Source organism: Pontixanthobacter luteolus (assembly GCF_947494915.1).
In the GTDB taxonomy this organism is placed as follows: Bacteria; Pseudomonadota; Alphaproteobacteria; order Sphingomonadales; family Sphingomonadaceae; genus Pontixanthobacter; species Pontixanthobacter luteolus.
The window spans coordinates 39,099-60,038 of record NZ_CANLWR010000001.1; the positions used below are offsets into that span (position 1 = coordinate 39,099).

Sequence of the window (20,940 nt, forward strand, 5' to 3'; positions counted from 1 at the left end):
CAGAGGGGGGTACTCTTGTCCGAAAGCGGCAGTGAAAGTTTCATCGTACGCGGCTGGCGCAATGTCCGCGAGGCGGGGCCGCGCCGACTTGCGCTGACGGTTTTGCTCGTCGTGATCGCGCTGATCATCGCCCGGTTTGGCTGGTCGATGCCGATCATCGCGCAGGCAGAGACCGGAATGTACGATTTGCGCGCTTACGAAGTCGCCGGGCGCAATGCGGTGGAACAGGACGACCGGATCATCATGGTCGTCTATGACGAACAGACGCTGATCAAGGCCCGCAAGCGGTCCCCTCTTGACCGGGGGATCCTGATCCAGACACTGCAAAATCTGGATGCCATGGGTGCGAAGGCGATCGGGATTGATATCTTGTTCGACCAGCCGCAGGATGAAGATGCGCAATTGATTGAAACCCTGCGGGCGATGCAGACCCCGCTATCGGTTGCCTACGTTCTGCAGGATGCGAACGAAGGCGATATCGTTTACGATCAGCAGCAATATCTGGAAGAATTCCTGGCCCAATTGGAAGGCAGCAATGCCCGCCCGGCCAGCATCCAGTTAAGCGATGAATTCGGGGTTACGCGCCTCTGGCCGACTGCAGATGAACGCCTGCCGCCCACTCTGACCCGCTCGATGCTGGCTGCCGCCGGGCAGCAGGCGGCGTTGATGCCTGGCTATGAAGGCGCGATACGGTACCGTCTTGGCCTGCGCAGCGGGCAGAACGACGAAGTTTCCGGCGGGCAGAATGCAGTGAGAGAGGACCTCTTCCCGAAATTCCCGATCGATTTCTTTGCCGACCCCGAAACTGCCGAGTTCGCCAGCGAATTGGTTGCCGGCAAATACATTCTGATCGGCGGCGATCTGGTCGATTATGACCGCGTCGCAACCACCATGACCGAAGCGACCGGCTTTGAACCGCCGGGTTTGCAGGTTCATGCGGAAATGATGGCGCAGATGCTCGACGGGGCGAAGCTTCCCAAACCATTGCCTGCAACTCTGTGGGCTTTCGCAATCCTGTTCGTCAGCACCGCCGTTCTGACCGGGCTGCTGGAATGGGGCAGCTGGCGCATCTACGCCTTGCTCGGGGTGCAATTCCTGATCATGCTCGGAATCCCGTTCGTAATGCACTTCCGAGGGGCCGATACTTACGGGCTGCCAGCGGTCGGCTGGCTGGCCGGATGGATCATCGCATTCACCGCCGTAACTTCCGCAGCGCGTGCCGCCGGCGCAGTCCAGCGCAATTTTGCGCAAGGCGCGCTAGGCAAATACCTGCCGCGCGAAATGGCGAAAGAGATCATCGACAACCCCAAGCTGCTTGCCTTGCACGGCGAGAAAAAGTCGATCTTCGTGCTGTTCAGCGATCTCGAAGGGTTCACCAAGATGAGCCATGCAATCTCGCCGGAAATGGTCGCCAAACTGCTCAACCGTTATCTTGAAATGCTTAGCCAGGTGGTGCTCGATCATGGCGGCGTGATTGATAAATTCGTGGGCGATGCGGTGGTCGCGTTCTGGGGTGCGCCGATTGCGCGTCCGGACGATGCTGAACGCGCGGCCAGGGCCGGGTATGCAATCTGGCAAGCGGGGGAGGCGTTCCGGGCGGAAGTGGCGGCAATGGACCCTAACCTGCCCAAGATCGGCAAGACGCGCGTGGGCCTGCATTATGGAGAGGCGGTTGTCGGCAATTTCGGCGGCGAAACGCGTATCCAGTATACTGCGCTGGGCGATAGCATGAATACAGCGGCCCGGCTCGAAGCAGCCAATAAGGCGCTGGGGTCGAGCGTCATGGCAAGCCGTGAGTTCGCACAGAAGTCCGGACTCGACTGGTGGCGCCCCATGGGACGGGTGGTTTTGCGCGGGCGGGCAAGGCCGGTCGACATCATGGAACCGGCTCCCGACTTCCCCGAGGAAGACCGGAAGAAACTGCATCAGGCAGAAATTTTGTCGGAAACTAACAATACCGAGGCTGCGGCGGTGATAGAAGAAGTGCTTCAGAACCACCCGGATGACGCGGCCTTGCGTAATCTGCTACATAGAATGAATAATCTGAACGAGGGGAGGGCTTATGTTCTCGGTTAAATCACGAACGATCTCAGCTGCGCTGCTTGCTTCGGCGGCATTCATGGGGCTTTCGGGCACCGCCAATGCCGGCGTGGTGATCAAATCCAGCGGGCCGTCTGCCAGCGCATATCCGGTGGGCAAGAAACTGCCGGACAGCAGCACCGTGACCCTCAGAGAAGGTGATACGATCACCATCATGGCCGATGGCGGCACGCGGGTAATCCGCGGCCCGGGCACCCACCGCGTTGCCGCGCGGGGGTCCAGCAAACGTTCGACGTTTGCTGCGCTGACCCGGCAAAGGTCGAAGGCCCGGGTGCGTACAGGTGCGACGCGGGCGCCATCAATGTCGCGCCCCAATATCTGGATGGTCGATGTTTCGCGGTCGGGAACCATGTGTGTCCCTGATTTCGGCTCGGTCCAGATATGGCGGCCCGGATTCGATCAGGGCGCGACCTATGTTCTGGCCAATTCCAGCTCGGCAGCACATGTGCACGTCAGTTTCGAACCAAAGCAGATGGTTGCGGATTGGGACAATGCCCGGATGCCGCTGGCTGACGGGGCGAGTTACCAGATTACCGGTCCTGGCGGCGGCGACCCTGCAACGGTGACGTTTGCTGAAATGGGCGAGATGCCGCAATCACCTGAAGCCCTGGCAGAATTGCTGCTGGAAAAGGGATGCAGCGGCCAGTTGGACCTGTTGGCTGACACGATGATGTAACGATGTAATAAACTTGGTGCCAAACCGGGTCGCAAGATCGGCGGACAAGTCACAAGGCTGCCTCCGATACGTGGTTTGAATGCCCTCAAGGGGGGCGGCGGGTCCATACGGTTCCGGCGGTCGGGGAAGGCAGAAGCGATGATCGCATCTTTGCGGTATTTTCAATGCTTTGGCGGCGGGCTGCGCGCGCAAGCACGGCCATGCCGCGCCATTGTACACAATCTGCCTGCCATTCGCCTCTTGCACCCGCCCCGCGAAGCCGTAGGTTGTTTTGCAGGGGAGGGGCTTTCGTGATGGAGCTGCGCAAGAATTCATGGGGCGGCCGGGCGATGGCATTGCTGGCCATTCCGGCACTGGCTGTCGCGGCGCAGTGGGCCGGGATATTCGCCTCTACCGGTGCGCAGGCCGCAAGCAGCGGCGCTCGTTTCGAAGGGGTCGCCACTTGCGCAGGCTCGACCTGTCACGGCCGGGCAGAAGGTAATGGCGAAGCCGTCCGCCAGGATGAGATCGCCACTTGGCAGGAGCCTTCTTCGTCCACCGGCGCGCACAGCAGGGCCTACGCCGTTCTCGCATCTCCGCGCGGCAGGCAAATTGCATCCAGCCTTGGCCTGGGCGCTGCAACGTCTGCGCCCGCCTGCCTCGGTTGCCATGCGACCTACGTTCCGCAAAACAAGCGCGGCCCGCGTTTCCAGACGTCCGACGGGGTCGGTTGCGAGACGTGTCATGGCGCGTCGAGCGGCTGGCTCGCCGTTCACTATGCGAAACCGGCAACCCATGCCTCAAATGTCGCGAATGGCCTGATCCCGCTGGAGAAGCCGCAGGTTCGGGCGAAGGTGTGCCTCGATTGCCATTTCGGCAGCGCTGACGGCAACCAGTTCGTCAGTCATTCGATGATGGCGGCCGGCCATCCGCGTGTCGCGTTTGAACTCGACCTGTTTTCCGCCCTCCAGCAGCATCACGACGAGGATGCCGATTATGCCGCCCGTAAGGGCAAGACGGATTCGGTGCGCCTTTGGGCAGTCGGTCAGGCAGAGGCGGTGCGCCGTTCAACCGATCTTTTCGCCCGGCCCAAGTTCGGCATGGAGGGGGTTTTCCCGGAATATTATTTCTATGACTGCCACAGTTGCCACCGCCAGATCACGGACGGGCCGCAGCGCAAGCTGACCTTCGAGACAAATCCGGGGCGCCCGATCCCGTTCGGTCTTGCGCCCTACAACGACGAAAACATCATCATGCTGTCAGCAGTTTCACGGGCGCTCGCGCCTGGCCGGGCCGCTGCATTCGATGGTGCGAGCAAGGATTTCCACCGCGCAATGGGACAGGGCCGGACCGAGGCAGTGGCCGCCGCCCAGCGGCTGAGGGGGGAAGCTGCGGCTTTGTCTGATTCACTGGCTGCGCGCGGATATTCCGGCAGCGATGCGTTTACCGTTGTCCAGAAAATCACCGACACGGCCACGAGCCCTCGCTTTACCGATTATGCCGGTTCTGCGCAGGCGGTTATGGCAGTTGATACCTTGCTGAACGCCATGGTGCGCGAAGGGCGCGTGACGATGGGGGCTGCTGCTGGCATCCGCGCGAATATCAATCGTGCATACGCCGCGGTGCGTAGCCCGCAGGGTTATAATCCGGCGCAGTTCCGCAGTGCCCTTGGCCAGGCGGCGCGTGCCATCGGGGCGCTCCGCTGATGCGCGGCGCTTTCGGCAATTCATCCTGTCTGGCGGCTGCGCTGGCATTGGCACTGGCCGGGTGCGGCGGCGGTGATGGTGGATCGGCCCCGTCGCCCATCGGTGGAACGCCGACCCCAACGCCGGTTCCGCCGCCATCTGGCCGCGTCTTTGCCGACCCTGCTGCAGAATCGCTGTCGGTTGCCGACGTTCAGCAAATCATCGCTCAGGCGGTGGGCGAGGCGCAGGCACGCGGCCTTCCATCTACGGTGGCGGTGACCGACCGCGTCGGCAATGTGCTGGCGGTATTCAATATGACCGGGGCCCCTGCGCAGGCGGCGCTCAGCACCAGAACGATCGCAGGCAATGCCGCGCCGGGTGACGAAGTCGGCTTGCAAGGTGCGATGGTGCCCAACGCTGCAGCCGCGATCGCAAAGGCGATAACCGGGGCTTATCTGTCGAGCGGGGGCAACGCATTTTCATCCCGCACGGCGAGCCAGATCGTGCAGGAACATTTCCCGCCTGCACCGACCACGGTGGGGCTGGAAAGCGGCCCGTTGTTCGGCGTCCAGTTCAGCCAGCTGCCATGTTCAGACTTGTCTGCCCGCTTTTCAGCAGCAGGGCCGGGCGCGTTGATTGGCCCCAAACGTTCGCCGCTGGGATTGGCAGCCGATCCTGGCGGGTTTCCGCTATATAAAAACGGCGTGGTCGTCGGCGGCATAGGGATCGCCGGCGATGGCGATTATGGTTTCGACCCGAATATTCTGGACGTCGATGTCGATGACGAGGAAGCGATAGCGCTGGCGGGTATCCAGGGCTTTACCCCGCCCACTGCGATCGCTGCTGATCGGATACCGGTCGACGGTACAACGCTGCGTTTCAGTGATATGACTGTCAATGATCTGTCGCCGCTGCAGACCAGCTTTGGCGCTATCAATGGCCCGGCAGGCGGGCTGGTCGCGGTGACCGGTTATGCTGCCGCAGTGGTCCGGGCAGGCACCACTTACGGCAGTGAAGCGTCGGGCATCCGCCGCAGCACCAATGCGGAATTCGCCAATCCCGATGCCTATATTCTGACCGATGGAGACGGCGCGGGCCGCTATCCGATCCGCGCAGGTACGGACGGCGCGAGCGTTACCCAGCCGCTTAGCGCGGCAGAAGCGCAGGCCATTCTCGAAGAGGCGTTCAACGTGCTGTCGCGCGCGCGCGCGCAGATCAGGCGCCCGCTCGACAGCCGGATGCAGGCGACCATCAGTCTGGTGGATACGCATGGGCAGGTTCTCGGCATCGTCCGTTCGCCGGACGGTCCGATCTTCGGGACCGATGTCTCACTGCAGAAAGCCCGCACGGCGGCATTTTTCTCCAACCCGGCAGCTGCGCAGCAATTGCTGGGAACGCCGGTGGTCCCGGGCCTCACTAATGTGCCGGCCTATGTTCAGCGCGTACGCGCCTTTCTGGGCGATCCAAATGCGCTGACAGGCACGTTCGCGTTTGCCGACCGGTCTGGCGGCAACCTTTCGCGGCCCTATTTCCCAGATGGACAAGTCGGCCCGATTGCCGGCCCTTTATCGGTTGAAACGCCTGGTGATTTCAGCCCGTTTGCGGTTGGATTGCAGACTGATCTGATTGTCCCGAATGTCGGTGCGCATCTGGCTTTCGTGGCCAGCAATGGCGCCAGTGCCGACACGCCGCAGCAATGCACACAGGTGCCCGACGCACCGGGCGGTAGCAAACGCATCGCAAACGGCATCCAGATTTTCCCCGGATCCGTGCCGGTTTACAGAGGCAATCAACTGATCGGGGGTATCGGAGTTTCCGGGGACGGTATCGATCAGGATGACATGGTCAGCTTCCTCGGGCTGCACAATGCAGGCTTGCGGATCGGCGGCATCGGGAATGCGCCAAACGATATTAGGGCTGATCGTATACAGGTGGCTGTTGGCGGCAGAACGGTCCGCCTGCGCTATGTCAGTTGCCCGTTCGCGCCGTTCCTTGATGACCCTGCGCAGAATGTTTGCGAGGGTCTGTGAGCGCGTTTTACGCCATTCCTCTTGTTCTCCAATCGGCCCCTGTGGCGGACAATCTGCCGCTCGGCCCGGCTGAGTTTGCTGCTCTGAATGGCGTAGAGGCTATAAGCCTCACGAGTGCTTCGCTGCAGCAGCCGGCGGCCGGGCGGCAAAGGCCGGGTGCGGATGCTGCGGAAACGGAAGCTGAACAAACGATCGAGGTGGAGCCGCCAGAACCGCCGGCGGTGGACAATGAATCGATCGATGGGCGCAGGCGGCCAGGTTACAATGATCCGCTGCCTGACCTGGTGACGCAGGAGAACGAGGGCGCTTTCAGGGCACCCCCGCCAGAGGCGTTTCCGACGGACCAATTGCCGATCCCTGACCGCTGGAGATTGATCGAATCTCTGGGGCTGGTGACGGAAAAATGGTGGGACCCGTATAACCAGAACACCTACAAGGGCGATCGACCGATCAACCGTGACAAGGTTCCGTGGCTGCCGATCAAGGGCGATGACTGGTTCTTCGTCGCTAACGCAATCAGCGATACGGTGGTGGAGGCACGCACATTCCCGATCCCTGTCGGTGTCCAGACCACACAGGACCCGGACCGGCTCGACGTGTTCGGCGATCCTGCCAGCCTTGTTCTGTCGCAGACTTTCATCACCGGCTTCGCCTTGCTCAAGGGCAATACCGCGTACAAGCCGCCAGATGTCGAATACCGTGCGACGCTGGCCTTCAACGTAAACTATGTCGACGTGCCGGAACGCCGGGTGCTGTTCGTTGAGCCGACCAAGCCGACCCACCGGCTGGACCATTTCGTCGGCGTGCAGGAACTGTTTTTCGATTACCACATCCGCAACACTTCCGACCGGTACGATTTCGACAGTTTCCGCATCGGCATCCAGCCGTTTCAGGCGGATTTCCGCGGCTTTCTGTTTCAGGATCAGCAATTGGGGCTGCGCTTTTTCGGGACGCGGGACAATAATCGTTTCCAGTATAACGTCGCGGCGTTCTGGCGGCTTGAGAAAGACACCAATAGCGGGCTGAATGCGGTTACGCAGACACCGCGTGACGACTTTCTGTTTATCGCCAACGCATATCGGCAGGATTTCCTGATCCCTGCGCTGACCAGCCAGATCACGCTGGCATACAACCGCAACCGCGAAGCTGATGATGTTGAAATCGACGATAACGGGTTTCCTGTTCGACCCGCCTTGCTCGGCACCTTGCGAGGGCGCGAATATGATGTGCTTTATGTCGGATACAATGCCGATGGCCGCATTGGCCGGATTAACCTGACGGCATCCGCCTATGGCGCGTTCGGCGAAGACCGGAACAGTTTCTTCACCGATCGGCCTGCCGATATTCGCGCCTTCTTCGCCGCAGCTGAGGCAAGCTATGATCGCGACTGGATGCGGTTCCGTCTGTCGGGTGCCTATGCCAGCGGCGATGGCGATCCTTATGACGACGTTGAAACAGGCTATGATGCGGTGTTCGAAAACCCGATCTTTGCCGGTGCCGACACGTCGTACTGGATCAGACAGACGATCCCCTTTGCTGGCGGGGGGCGCGCGATCAGCGTGAATGGCCGCAACGGTATTCTCAACTCCCTGCGCAGTTCGAAGGAACAGGGGCAGTCGAACTTCAACAATCCCGGCCTGATCCTGGCGGGTGCCGGGGCGGATTTCGACCTGACCCCAGAGTTTCGCCTGTCTGCAAATGCCAACCATTTATGGTTCGAAAACACCGCCACGATCGAAGCGCTGCGGAATGAAGGTTCGATCCCCAAGGACATCGGTTGGGACCTTTCGGCCGCAGCTATCTGGCGGCCAAAGGCAACACAGAACATCGTCCTGCGCCTGTCAGGTGCGGCGCTGCTATCGGGGGACGGATTCGATGATCTGTTCGACCGGCTTGGCGATAGCGGCACCTATTATTCCCTGCTTGCAAATGTGGTGCTGACTTACTGATGCGTATTATCCGCCTTCTCGCCTTGTGGTCAGCGATCCTGTGTGCCGGGGCGGCGATGCTGCTGGGCGACCAGACATATGCCGCATCGGGTGAGAAACCGGTCAAACGCGATTACAGCCGGGTGACTGCGCCGCCTGCACCTGCCAGGCAGACGCTGGAAGAAATGATGGCCAAATCGGATGGCTGCTATTCCTGTCATGTGCAGACAGATGCGCCAACCATGCATGAAACCCCGGCTGTCCGGCTGGGCTGTGTCGATTGCCATGGCGGCGACCCAAGCGTGACCGGCAACAGCGAGCTGGCGCATGACGACCCCGCCTATATCGCGGCCCGCGAACTGGCGCATGTGCTGCCGAAATATCCAGAAAGCTGGCACTATCCGTCATCCGCCAATCCCAAGCGGACCTACACCTTGCTTAACAAGGAATCGCCCGAGTTCGTCCGTTTCGTGAACCCCAGCGATTACCGCGTCGCACGCGAAAGCTGCGGCGCCTGCCACATGGATGTGATCGAGGCGGGCGAACGTTCGATCATGGCGACCGGAGCGATGCTGTGGGGCGGTGCGTCGTATAATAACGGGATCGCCCCCTACAAGAATTACGTGTTTGGCGAAGCGTTTACCCGCGATGGCCAGCCGGCGAAGATACTTTCACCGGGTGCGCCCCCCGGTACGGTGACGGAGAACCAGCGCAAGCGCGGCGCGCTGGCGGAAATGTACCCGCTGCCGACATGGCAGGTTATTCCGCCGGGTGATGTTTTCCGCGTATTCGAGCGCGGCGGTCGCACCATCAATACCCAGTTCCCAGAGATCGGCCTGCCCAGCCCGACCGGCAGCATTCAGCGGCTGGAGGAGCCGGGACGTCCCGATATCAAGCAATCGAACCGGGGCATGGGAACGGGGCTGCGTGTCGCGATCCCAGTGCTCAATATTCACAAGACGCGGCTCAATGATCCTTTCATGTGGTACATGGGCACGAACGATCAGCCGGGCGACTATCGCCATTCAGGCTGCGCGGCGTGCCACGTGGTATATGCCAATGACCGGGAACCGAGGCACAGCCTGACCTACGCCAAATACGGGCGTGACGGGCAGACGATTACCGTTGACCCGACGATCGCGAACAAACTGGAACCTGACCACGGCGATGGTCATGGCCATGATGGCGAAAGCGATGACAGCAGCGGCCATGGCGCTTTGAAACAGCCCGGCGATGACCACGCTGATGGTCACGGTGAAGATCAAAACGGGGACGATGCGCCGATGAAGGAGAAAGGGCATCCGCTGCGCCACGTCTTCACCCGTTCCATCCCCACGGCGCAATGCATGAATTGCCATATGCACCAGCCCAATATCTTCCTGAACTCCTATCTCGGCTACACCATGTGGGATTACGAATCCGACGCGCCAGCCATGTGGCCCAAGGAACAGAAATACCCGACGGCAGAGGAGGTCCGGAAGGTGCTGGACCGCAATCCAGAAGGTGCATCGCCCAAGGGCAAATGGGCGGACCTGGATTTTCTGCGGAATGTCTACGATCTCAACAAGGATCTGAACGACACCCAGTTCGCCGATTATCACGGCCATGGCTGGAATTTCCGCGGCATCTTCAAGCGGGACCGCGAGGGCAATCTGCTGGATGCAGAGGGGGAAATCGTCGCCAATGATGATCCCGAAAAGTGGCGCAAGGAAGGCGAAGGCAAGTTCGTTGAACCGGGCGTCAATCCGGGCAAGGCGGTGCACCTCATGTCGATCCATGCTGAGGTCGGGATGCAATGCGCAGACTGCCACTATGCGCAGGACAGCCACGGCAACGGAATGATTTATGGCGAGGTCGCCAATGCGATCGAAATCGGGTGCAAGGATTGCCACGGCACCGCCGATGCCTATCCCACCCTACGCACCAGCGGCCCGGCTGCACCGCCCAAAGGCAACAATCTGGCGCTGCTGCGTAACCCCGATGGTAAGCGCCGCTTTGAATGGTCGTGGGATAATATGGGGCGGCAGAAACTGATCCAGCGGTCCATCGTCGATCCGGAACTGGAATGGGAAGTCAGCCTGGTAAAAGACAGCGTCGACAACACCTCCCCGCATTTCAATGCCAAGTCTGCCCGGGCGAAGCTGATGGCCAAAACGGGTGCGGAAACGGGCAAGTTCGAATTTGGCGCCGGTATCGCGGCAGGTGACCGAGCGCATGAAGAAGGCGAGATGGCCTGTTTCACCTGTCACCTTAGCTGGACCACCAGTTGCGGTGGGTGCCATTTGCCGATCGAAGCGAACTGGAAGACAGAGGATCACCACTACGAAAACGGAACGACGCGTAACTTTGCGACCTACAATCCGCAGGTCGCGCGCGATCAGATGTTCCAGCTGGGCAAGCACCAGACGACCAAGGGCAATCAGGTTGCGCCGGTTCGTTCGACTTCAGCGCTGGTGCTTTCCTCGACCAACATCAACCGCGAACGGATTTACGTGCAGCAGCCGCCGGTTTCCGCGATCGGTTTCAGCTCTCAGGCGTTCGCGCCGCATTTCCCGCACACCGTCCGCACGACCGAGACGAAACAGTGTTCGGACTGCCACCTGTCCGAGGCTGACGACAACAATGCAATCATGGCGCAGCTGCTGCTACTTGGCACGAATTACGTCAATTTCGTCGGCCTGAATGCGTGGACCGGGCTGGAAGGCGGGTTCGAGGCGGTGCGCGTGACTGAATGGGACGAACCGCAGGCAGTGCTCGGTTCCTATCTGCACAAATATGCCTATCCGGATTATTACAGGCAGTTCGTGGAGGACAACGAACGCGAACTGAAAGACTGGGTGCGCGGCAAGGCATTTGATGATGACCTTTCGGGGGAAACAAAGGCATTCGAAGAATTTGCCAATGTCCACGAGGGAACCAGCGACCGGGTCGGCTGCCTGCAATTGCGCGGGGAATACATGTATGTGGCAGAGGGCAAGGGCGGCTTCCGCGTCTATGACGTGGCCAGCATAGCCAATAAGGGCGTAAGCGAACGCATCATCACTGCGCCATTCAGTTCGCTCGGTCATGATACGATTGTCGACACCAAGAACGCGACCTGCATGGCGCTGCCAACCAATCAGCCGATCAATCCGCTACGCAACACACAGCAGATGCGCGATGAAAATGAAGAGCAGCCCTTCCTGCCGATCTACAATTATGCGGCCATCACCGACAGCGAAGAGGGGCTGATCCTCGTCAACGTCAACACGATGAATGACGGCGAATTTCGCAACAACAAGCTGAAGCGAGCGCTGACCTGGAATGAAGGCGGTGTGCTCGACGGCGCGCGGCACATCCAGCTGGCCGGTGAATTGGCCTTCATCACCGCGAAGCGCGGGCTGGTGGTGGTTGATCTGGCTGACCCGATGGCACCGCAGGTGGCTGCCGTGCGCGAGCTCACCGATGCCCGCTCCAGCACGATCCAGTTCCGTTATCTGTGGGTTACCGATGCAGACGGTGTGAAGCTGTTCGATGTCACCAATATGCGCAATCCGGTGCCGCTGCCGCATGCGACGGTGCCGCTGGCCAATGCGCAGCGCGTCTATGTCGCGCGCACCTATGCCTATGTCGCGGCGAAGCAGGACGGGCTGGTGATCCTCGATGTTACGCGGCCCGAAGCGCCGTCGATCTACAAGCGCGAAACATTGGGCGGCACGCTCAACGATGCGGAGGATGTGATCGTCGGATCGACCAACGCCTCGCTATTCGCCTATGTCGCAGACGGCGTGAACGGGATGAAAGTGCTGCAATTGACCAGCCCGGACAGCCAGCCCAATTTTTACGGCTTCAGCCCCAAACCAGTGCCCGAACTGATCGCTTGGGCGAAGACCAAATCGCCCGCCATTTCGCTCAGCAAAGGCCTCGATCGTGATCGCGCGGTGGACGAAACGGGCGGCCAAATGGCGGTGTTCGGCCGCCTCGGCTCGCGCCCCTTTACCCGCGCCGAAATGGAGCGCCTGTTCCTGACCAGCGGCGGCGTCCCGTGGAAGGTCAGCGACGAACCCGATATGAGTGCATGGGTGGATGGGCCGTTCAGGCGAGATGCGGTGATGCTGGGTGAGTGATGAGCCTCTCACGCGAGCCTTTGCCTGCGGACAAAGTAGTGATTGCCTTGCGTGTGGAAGCGGCAAAACTAGCTAGGAGAGGCTAGCCTACTCCCGCTCGGCAAACATCTCTTGGATCATGCCCTGCAAGTTCGGATCGTACCGCGCCAGCACCATCCAGTCGCTGACCTTTTCGTAATGCGTCAGCAGTTCGCCGCCCGACCAGCGGTGGACCGCGTAGGTCGGCGGTTCGGTGGTGATCAGATCGCGGTGATCGGGATTTTCCGGGTCGATCGGGCGCAAGTCCATTGCCACCAGCGGCGCGACCGAGGGGGTTACGCTCAGCGGCACCCCGCGGAAAGTCGTGGTGATCGGGCGGTGCAGATGGCCGCAATGGATTGCGCGGATCTGGCTATGCCCCTCTATCGCCTCACCGAAGCGCAGCATCCATCCTTCGTCGGGTCCCGGGTCCATCCATCCGATGCCTGAGATAACCGGTGGGTGATGCATGAATATCAGGGTCGGCGTGTCAGGGTGCGCGTTAAGTTCTGCGCTTAACCATGCCGCGCGCTGTTCGCAGAAAGCACCACCGTGCCTCCCTATTTCCAGCGTATCAAGAAACAGGATGCGCAGCCCCTCTTGCTCGACCGCATATTGGATAAATCCGTTTGTATCGACCGGAGTATCGGGGAAGGCGTGCAGCAACCCCTCGCGCGTGTCGTGATTGCCGACGATTGAATAAATCGGAACCGGGCATTTTTCGAGCAGGGCTGCGGTCTTCTCGAAGCTCGCCTTGTCGCCGTGGTCGGTCAAATCGCCGGTCAGCACCAGCATATCGATCGCGTTCGGCCCTTCGAGCAATCGGTCCAGCGTCGCTCGAAAGCGAATCCGGTTCAGCTCCTCCGGCTTGGCGTCCGGATCGAAGCCGATATGGATATCGGTCATCTGCGCTATCAGCATTGCGATACGCTCAATTTCGCCCCCTCGTCCCCCACGCCTATTCAGCTCTCCGGCTGATCAGCGCAACGCGGTCTGTTGTGCCCTGCTTATCCTTCTCAGGCAATCCCGCGGGCGAGGGGTGGTAGGAATGGCACATTGCGCAGCTTGATGGCACCTCCGCCTGCTTCGCCTTTTCCCCAAGATGGCAATCGCGGCAGATTGCGATGCCCGGCATCAGCAGGTCCTCCGAAGTCTTCGATGTCTCTGCTGCATGGCAGGTCGTGCAATCCTCCTGCTCGTGCGCCTTGTGATCGAACCAGCCATTGACGATGTAGTGGTCCTGCAAATGCACCGGCATCACGTCCGGCTTACCGTCGGTGGTGGTCGGAATATGGCATTCGCCGCACACACCGTCGCTGGCCAATGCGCGGTTTACAGCGATGTATGACCGCGCCGGCCGCCCGAAATTCTGATAATACAGTCCGCCCCGCGCATATTCGCCGGGCCGCCTGCGTCCGGTGGTGATGGGCCGCCGGGGTGCACGATCCATCGCCCGAAGATCGGCTTGCATCTGCGATACATCGCCGTGCCGCAGGGTCCGGAATGTGCTGCCGACCTTGTCGTAGACCAGGCTGTGGCAGCTCTCGCAATTCTCCTCCATATTGACCGGGAGGAAGCTCGATCTGTCCGCTGTCGGCGTGTGGCAATCCGAACAGACCAGCGTGTCCCCATACCCCTGTTTGGCCCCGATATTGCCAGCCATCCGGGCTACACCGCCGCGCGGGTCCATATGCAGTTCGTGCGGAAATTTCAGGCCATGCTGTTCGCGCGGATTGTCGGCCAGAGACATGCGCTTTGTTTTGTCACTACCAAGATCAGGGTGAAACACTGCCTTGAACTGCGGGTGAGCGTCACCGAAATCGGCGGCATTTTCCAGCTTGGTATCGGTCAGGCGGGTGTCCATCCCATCGTGGCATTCGGCGCAGAATTTCTGGGCTGTCGGCTCCATCCGTCCGGCACCTTCGTGTTCGGTGTGGCAGGTGGTGCATGATCCCGGGCCTTCCTTGCCGAACATGTCAGCAACCGCCCACTGGATTTCGTCGCCAGCCGACATCGGGCCGCGCCCGGTCAGCTGCCGGTCGATAGCGGCATGATCGCCGATGCTTTCGTGGCAGGTGAGGCAGGTTTCATCGCGAACGGATTCGAACGGTTCGACGTGGCAAGCCTCGCAATTGTTCTCCAGCCCGTGATGCGCCAGACTGAGCGCGCCAGTGCTCCAGCTGGCATCCATCGCAACCTGACCCTTGGAATCGTAGTCCGGCTCGACCCGTTCGCGGGTGAGGTGGCTGTATATCGGCACCATGAGGAACGCGATCAGGATCGCACCAAGGCCGATCCATGCCATGACGCGCTTCGATGGCAGGGCGGCCGCCAGTTCGAAGCCTGAGGTCTCCTCGCCAGCACCAGCCTGTTCTTCGATCTGGTTGATGGTGATGAGAACGGGGCCGTCCGGCTCTCTGGAAAATGAAAGCCGGTAACTGCCAAAACCCAGTTCACCGCCGCTGGCTGGATCGAAATTCGCGGCGGTCGACTTGCGCCCGTCATGGGTGAAGGCGAGTGTGCTGAGCGCGCTAGCCTCAATACTTCCGGTCTCGGTCAGTTCCAGCCGGGCATGGTGTTGTTCGACCGCCAGGTCGGGCAGGTGAATATCGTTCTCGGCTGCACGGCCCACTGTAAGAACAGTGCCGTCAACCTGGCGGTCGCGAATGATCTCTCGCCCGCTCGAGGTGTAGTCAATGGTGCGGATCAGGAACTTGGTCATCGCCGCCTCACCAATAGTAGAACACGCTGATGACATGCGCCAACAGGGCGGCAATCAACGCGATTGTTGCTGGAATGTGGATGTAGAGCCAGACTTGCAAAAGCGCCTTGTAGCGCATCTGCCGGCGGATCTGGCTGAGCTGGGATTTGCGACGGGATAGCAGCGAAGCAACCTTTTGTTCGGCTTTGTTCAGCGACCCTTCCGGGAATGCCCGCAAAGCCCGCGCCGTGGCGCAGCGCGGATAGCTGCCGGTCAGGCGGGCGAGGAGGCCGGCCTTGAAAACGTCCTGGTCCAGCGCGGCGATGACTGCATCGGATTCGCTTCTGCCAAGCGGCTGCGCTGCGGCTTCGAGCTGCCGGTCGATCGCCGCCAATGCTTCGATCATCTGGCCCCTAGTCATTTCCCGGCGATTGGTGCTGAGCGAACGGGGCAGGGCGGCGTAAACCGAGATGCCGTAAATGCCTGACACGATCACCAGCATCATCAGCGCCCAGGCAAGCGTGTGCACGTTCCAGCCTAGCTGGAAACCGGTATGCATTGTGCCGACAACAGTTAGTGCCAACCCCAGATAGACATGGGCGCTGGTCCATGCCTTCAGGCTCCACCGGCCATCGGTGATGTTGCGTTTGCGGATACCAAGCAGTGATAACCACACGATCAGCCCGGCACCGATCGTGCCCAGCGTATATCCATACCAGCTGCCGCCATTGTGACGCGGTTCGACATCGACGAGGAAATAACTGACGATTACGATCAGGCAGATTGCGGACGAAACTTTCAGCCACCGCATCCGCGCATGAGAGAGGAAGCTTTCATGATCGGTATCACGGCGTTTTTCAGCGAATGCAAAGTCGACCTTGCTGGAATCTCTCGGCGTGGAGGCCATCAGTCGACGTCCTCCGCCAGCTTGGTGAAGGTCAGGAATTTTTCCGGAGCGACGCGAATGGCTGCGCCGGTCGGGCAGGCGCGAACACAGGCGGGACCGCCTTCGATCCCGGCGCACATGTCGCATTTGATCGCGAGTTTTGCCTGCTCGAGACCGCGTTTTTCAGCAGTCGTTTTGCGCCAGCTGTAACTCGCCTCTCCCGGGCCGGGGCCAGCGCCGAACAACAGCCAGGAAAACAGTGACGGCTTTTTCGGCGGCTTGGGGTCCATGCGGATCACGCCGTAAGGGCAATTGCGCTGGCAATTCCCGCAGCCAATGCAGGTGTCGTCGATGAATACTTCGCCGTCGGGGCCGCGCTTGATCGCATTTGGCGGGCAGTCGGCCATGCAATGCGGGTGTTCGCAGTGGCGGCATGACGTTGGCACGTGAATATGCGCGTAGGTGCGCCCTGCTTCGCGGTCGAGCCTGCTCAATCCTTCGTGGCTGTCGGCGCATGCCTTCTCGCAATTGTCGCAGCCCACGCACAGGGTCTCGTCGATCAGGAGAACATCGGTTGCCTCGCCAATCCCGTTGTCGATCAAGAATTTTGCGGTTTCCGAATACATGTCGACAGCGCTGGAGAAACTTTCCTTGCGTTCTTCGACGAAGGAATTGACCTTGCGGCGCGAAGCCATGTCAGCCTTCGCACGTTCACGCAGTTTGGGATTGCGGTCGAGCAGGCGGGTGAATGCTTCGCCCGGAAATTTCACCACTTCAGACTTGATCGCGGCCTTAACCGTAGCGGTGCGTTTGCTGTGGTCGATGACCGCCATTTCCCCGAAATAGGACCCCGCCGGCAGGTAAGAGAGGAAGATCGGCTTGCCGCCCAGGCTCTTCTCCACGATCATGGAGCCTTGCTGGATAACGTATATATCCTTGTCGTCGCCGCCTTCCTCGATAACGTTCTGACCCGCGCGTACTTCCACCGTTTCGGCAGACTGGACCAGTTCGGCCACGTCCTGCGATGTCAGGCCGGCGCCGAACATTTGCAGCAATTGGCGCTCAATCGTGATCTGGTTCACAGCCCGATTGGCGCTGGGCACGGTAGCCAGCAGTTTTAGCGCGGCATTGCGGGTGAGTTCCAGCGTGACGACAGGTTCCGCCGCACGGATTGTCGACCCGCGGCGGCGCCCCGATATCAGGCCGACCTCGCCAAAGATCGATCCTTGCTCAATCGGGACGGTGACAGATGGATCGTCTGGGTTAACCTCCACCAGAACGGACCCTTCGGCGATCGCGAACATTGAAGAGCCCGGATCGTTGCGGACGAAGATAATTTCGCCCGCGCTGAATGCGGCAACATCGCTGTCGAGCATCAATTCGCGCATCTGTAGCGGCGACAATTCGCGCAGGATGGTGATGTTGTTGCGGAAAATTTCCAGCCATTCGTCAACCGAACGATTGCCGGGCAGGGCAGCGAACTTGTCCGCCAGGATTGGCTCGTCAGCGGGTTTGAGTTCCTGATTGCCGTTCAGGAATTCGATAACATCGTACCCCTGATTCATGCAGTGTTTGATCAGCGGATACCCTGCCAGAGCCCCGATAACGTGGATGCCCGACTGGGTGGTTTCAAAACTCGGCGACAATTTCGGAAAAGCGCCGCGATCCTCTCCGGTAAATTCGATTCCGCACCCTTCGACGAACCCGCGGGGCGGCTGCGAACCGGTGCGTGCGATTATCCGGTCGCACTTTATGGTTTCCTGCCCGTCGCGGGTTTCCAGAACCAGTTCGTTTTCGCGCACCTCCGCAGGGCTGGTTTCGCGGCGCACGGAAATGCGGCCATCCTTCTCGGCTTCTTCCAGAAGCGCAACATTGGCGGCCTTGGCGCGGGCGAAATCTGCCCGCCGGTTCAAAATGGTAACAACATTGCGCTGTGCCGGATCGGCGGCAAGGCCGAGGGCGTTCTCGATTCCGGCATCGCCTGAACCAACCACGGTGATGTGTTCGTCGAAATACTCGCCCGGATCATCCAGCTGATACTGGATCAACGGCAAATCCGCGCCGGGGCAACGCAATTTGTTGGGATTGCCCTGCGTGCCGATGGCCATGACTACGGCTTCGGCCTGAATTGTCTCTCCATCCTTCAACTCGATCTGGAAACTTCCCGTTTCCCCGGAAATGGCGGTAACTTCCGAATTGAGACGCACATTCACCTTGTTGTCGGCGATCTGGGTGTCCCATGTGTCGAGAATGAATTCGCGCTTGCCCGCGTCGAAGTCGATGTCGCTGCGCAGCACTAAGTTGCTGGGCGTCGCCATCACGTGCTTGCCCTTTTGGTATTTGTAGATCGTGTCGGAAAGGTGATCGGTCTTTTCGAGCAGGATGTGGCTCATGCCCAAGGCAGCCGCGCGCGCAGCGGCAGACAGGCCTGCGGGTCCGGATCCGACAATTGCTACGCGATACTGATCCGGCATCTTTCCCCCCGAATGACGCTCGCGACCCTAACTATGTTATGCGGGGATCATAGGCAAATCGCGACAAACCGCCAGAGCCAATTGCCGCTTATGCTCACCGATGCTAGCCAGTCCGCATGGCAGAACCAACTGACAGCGGGCAAAAGGCCGGCGGCATCTCTCGAATTGGACTGGTTGCGCTCGTCGTCGGGGCGATCATTGTGGCGGCGGCCGTCGGATACCGTGCGTTTGGTGAAGGCGAAGCAGACCAAGACGCGATCATAGCTGACGGCGGACCGCCGAGCATCGAACAGTTGAAAGCTGCGGCTGAAAAAGACCCGCTGAACGCCGGGGCGTGGCAGGAATTGGGCTTCGCCTATTACGAGACTGGCCAGTTTTCCGAAGCGGTCAGGGCGTATCGTCAGGCGGTAGAAGGCGATGACAAGAATGCTGTCCTGTGGTCCTCACTTGGTGAGGCGAGGCTGATGGCCAGCGAGACCGACCCCATGCCGTCTGCTGCAATCACGGCATTCGAAAAGGCAATAGCGCTGGACCCTACCGATGCCCGGGCGCGGTATTTCCTCGCCGTGCGCAAGGATCTGAGCGGTGATCATCAGGGGGCGATCAATGATTGGCTTGCCTTGCTGAAAGACACCCCGCCCGGCGCGCCGTGGGAGCAGAATTTGCGCCAAACGATCGAACAGGTCGGAAAAATCAACAACATCGCTACCGATACGCAGCTGGCGGCTGCCGACAGCGCGCGGCCCAAGGCCCCGCAGCTGACTGCAGGCAATGCCATCCCGGGCCCCTCGCGCGAACAGATCGCGGCGGCGGGTGCAATGGCCCCGGGTGAACAGCGCGAAATGGCGGAGGGGATGGTTGGTAGCCTGGCAGAAAAGCTACGCGCAAATCCGGCAAACCCGGATGGATGGGTCATGCTGATGCGCAGCCGGATGACGCTGGGTCAGCCGGATCAGGCGGCGCAGGCGCTGAAAGATGCGATTGCGGCCAATCCGGGCGAGGCCGAGCGGCTGACGCGCGAAGCAGCCGCTCTGGGCGTGCCCAACTGAATTTCGCCGCTAGGGTGTATCGTTCTGCTTGCCGGTTTCCGGCTTCGCTGGCTCCAGCACGATGCGTATCTGCTGCAGCGAAAGGATTGCCACCCAGAAACCGATCACGGCCACCGCGCTTGATCCCAGCATGGCAAAAGCCGCGCCTTTCACGCCCTGCCAGTTCATCGCGGATTCGAGCAACGCAAACGCCACCGCCATCGGGATCGCCCTGACAATGAACGCGGTGCCTGCATTGCCCGCACTAACCAGCAGCGATTCCAGGCTCGCCCCTACCAGTTCGATCGCCCCGGCAATCGCCAGAATAACCATCGCCCAGTAAAACGCGCCGAAATCTTCGCCGGCCACTGTTTCAAGGCCCCAACGGCCGAACATCAGCGCAAACAGAACGGCAGCGACACCGGCGATCAAAGCGATATTGGCCATCTTTCGGGCCATTTCGACTGCATCGTCTTTCGCATGGACCAGTTCGGGATAAATCGCCTTGGACACCGTCTGCGCCAGTTGGACGAGTGCCTGCCCCAGCTGCGATGCAACCCGGAAGCCCCCTGCAAACGCTTCCCCGCCAATTGCGCCGACCAGCAGGATCATTACCTGTTTTCCGGCTACGATCAGGCTGCCCGACATATTGGTGGACAGTACGAAACGCCATGCATCGGAATGGTCCCGCGGGATCCGGCGCAGGCTGATGCGGGACAGGTCGATCCGCTCCATCCGGGCTGCGGCAATCCACAGTGCCAGCGCGATAGCCACCTCTGAAGCTGCCCAGGCGAGAATGAACCCGGTCACGGTCGGCATGAAGAACACGGCAAGCAATGCACCGATCGTTCTCACGATTGGCTGGACGGCTTCTGCCGCTGTTGCGCGGGCAAACTGGAACCGCAAGCGCAGCAGGCCGGTCGGGGTGGTGCGAATGGCAAGCAGGGACACCACGCAATAGCCGAAGGTCAGCCACAGCAATTCGCTGGGCAAAGGCAGCCAAAGCTGCGCGGTATAGACGAGCACAGCCGCAATCACCGTTCCGGCCGCCACCGAAAGCATATCCAGCGCGATGGCAAATCCGGTTGCATCCGCCGGGCCATCCTTTCCGGCGCCCCATCGGACCACGAACTGCCATGTCTGGAAATTGGCAATGCCGGTCACCGTCTGACCCAGCGCGACGATGATTGCGAAAAAGCCGAAGCCATCAAGGCCCAGCGTCCGCGTCGCCAGCGCGAGGTAAACCAGGCTCAGAACGGCGTTCAAACCGCGTCCGGTCAGAAGCCAGCCGATGTTCTGGATGAGCCGTTTCATGGGTTCGTGCCGGCC

At 60.6% G+C, this 20,940-nt stretch carries 12 protein-coding genes; 7 read left to right on the forward strand and 5 right to left on the reverse strand.

All coding sequences use genetic code 11. From position 1 onward, the window contains the following. Nucleotides 1–15 precede the first annotated feature (15 nt). From PO778_RS00130 to PO778_RS00155, 6 genes are all read left to right on the forward strand, one after another. The gene (locus tag PO778_RS00130; RefSeq protein ID WP_271438161.1) at nt 16–2,076 is read left to right on the forward strand and encodes an adenylate/guanylate cyclase domain-containing protein; all 2,061 of its coding nucleotides are present in this window, start codon (nt 16–18) and stop codon (nt 2,074–2,076) included. Then, nucleotides 2,063–2,776, forward strand: a complete 714-nt coding sequence (locus PO778_RS00135; RefSeq protein WP_271438162.1) for a hypothetical protein — start codon at nt 2,063–2,065, stop codon at nt 2,774–2,776. Before PO778_RS00130 ends, PO778_RS00135 begins: the two co-directional genes overlap by 14 nt. Nucleotides 2,777–3,069: 293 nt before the next feature. Next, a complete protein-coding gene (locus tag PO778_RS00140; protein WP_271438163.1) occupies nt 3,070–4,461 on the forward strand; it encodes a multiheme c-type cytochrome in 1,392 nt (463 codons plus the stop codon). Beyond that, nucleotides 4,461–6,470 carry a heme-binding protein gene (locus PO778_RS00145; protein ID WP_271438164.1) on the forward strand — a complete coding sequence of 670 codons (2,010 nt, stop codon included), beginning with the start codon at nt 4,461–4,463 and terminating at the stop codon, nt 6,468–6,470. The genes PO778_RS00140 and PO778_RS00145 overlap by 1 nt, the downstream gene beginning before the upstream one ends. A 191-nt stretch (nt 6,471–6,661) precedes the next feature. Further along, nucleotides 6,662–8,419: a hypothetical protein gene (locus PO778_RS00150; protein WP_438944384.1), complete on the forward strand. Its 1,758-nt coding sequence runs from the start codon at nt 6,662–6,664 to the stop codon at nt 8,417–8,419. Then, nucleotides 8,419–12,504, forward strand: a complete 4,086-nt coding sequence (locus PO778_RS00155) for an LVIVD repeat-containing protein (RefSeq protein ID WP_438944367.1) — start codon at nt 8,419–8,421, stop codon at nt 12,502–12,504. The genes PO778_RS00150 and PO778_RS00155 overlap by 1 nt, the downstream gene beginning before the upstream one ends. A gap of 87 nt (nt 12,505–12,591) precedes the next feature. Here the strand turns inward: PO778_RS00155 and PO778_RS00160 are convergent, their stop codons facing one another. The 4 genes from PO778_RS00160 to PO778_RS00175 are packed head-to-tail and all read right to left on the reverse strand — an operon-like array spanning nt 12,592 to nt 18,583. Beyond that, the gene (locus PO778_RS00160; protein ID WP_333908168.1) at nt 12,592–13,443 is read right to left on the reverse strand and encodes a phosphodiesterase; all 852 of its coding nucleotides are present in this window, start codon (nt 13,441–13,443) and stop codon (nt 12,592–12,594) included. 37 nt (nt 13,444–13,480) lie between these two features. After that, nucleotides 13,481–15,244 (reverse strand): cytochrome c3 family protein, encoded by a 1,764-nt coding sequence (locus PO778_RS00165; RefSeq protein ID WP_271438167.1) that lies wholly within the window; start codon nt 15,242–15,244, stop codon nt 13,481–13,483. Between the two features lie 7 nt (nt 15,245–15,251). Then, nucleotides 15,252–16,130, reverse strand: coding sequence for a hypothetical protein (locus PO778_RS00170; protein WP_438944368.1), 879 nt, complete (start codon nt 16,128–16,130; stop codon nt 15,252–15,254). Then, entirely contained in the window at nt 16,130–18,583 is a 2,454-nt protein-coding gene (locus PO778_RS00175) for an NAD(P)-binding domain-containing protein (RefSeq protein WP_160729121.1), read from the reverse strand. The genes PO778_RS00170 and PO778_RS00175 overlap by 1 nt, the downstream gene beginning before the upstream one ends. 116 nt (nt 18,584–18,699) lie before the next feature. On the opposite strand from PO778_RS00175, the gene PO778_RS00180 reads away from it, so the two are divergent. Beyond that, nucleotides 18,700–19,632: a tetratricopeptide repeat protein gene (locus tag PO778_RS00180; RefSeq protein WP_271438168.1), complete on the forward strand. Its 933-nt coding sequence runs from the start codon at nt 18,700–18,702 to the stop codon at nt 19,630–19,632. Between the two features lie 9 nt (nt 19,633–19,641). Here the strand turns inward: PO778_RS00180 and PO778_RS00185 are convergent, their stop codons facing one another. Next, nucleotides 19,642–20,925: a lipopolysaccharide biosynthesis protein gene (locus tag PO778_RS00185; RefSeq protein ID WP_271438169.1), complete on the reverse strand. Its 1,284-nt coding sequence runs from the start codon at nt 20,923–20,925 to the stop codon at nt 19,642–19,644. Nucleotides 20,926–20,940: the final 15 nt, after the last annotated feature.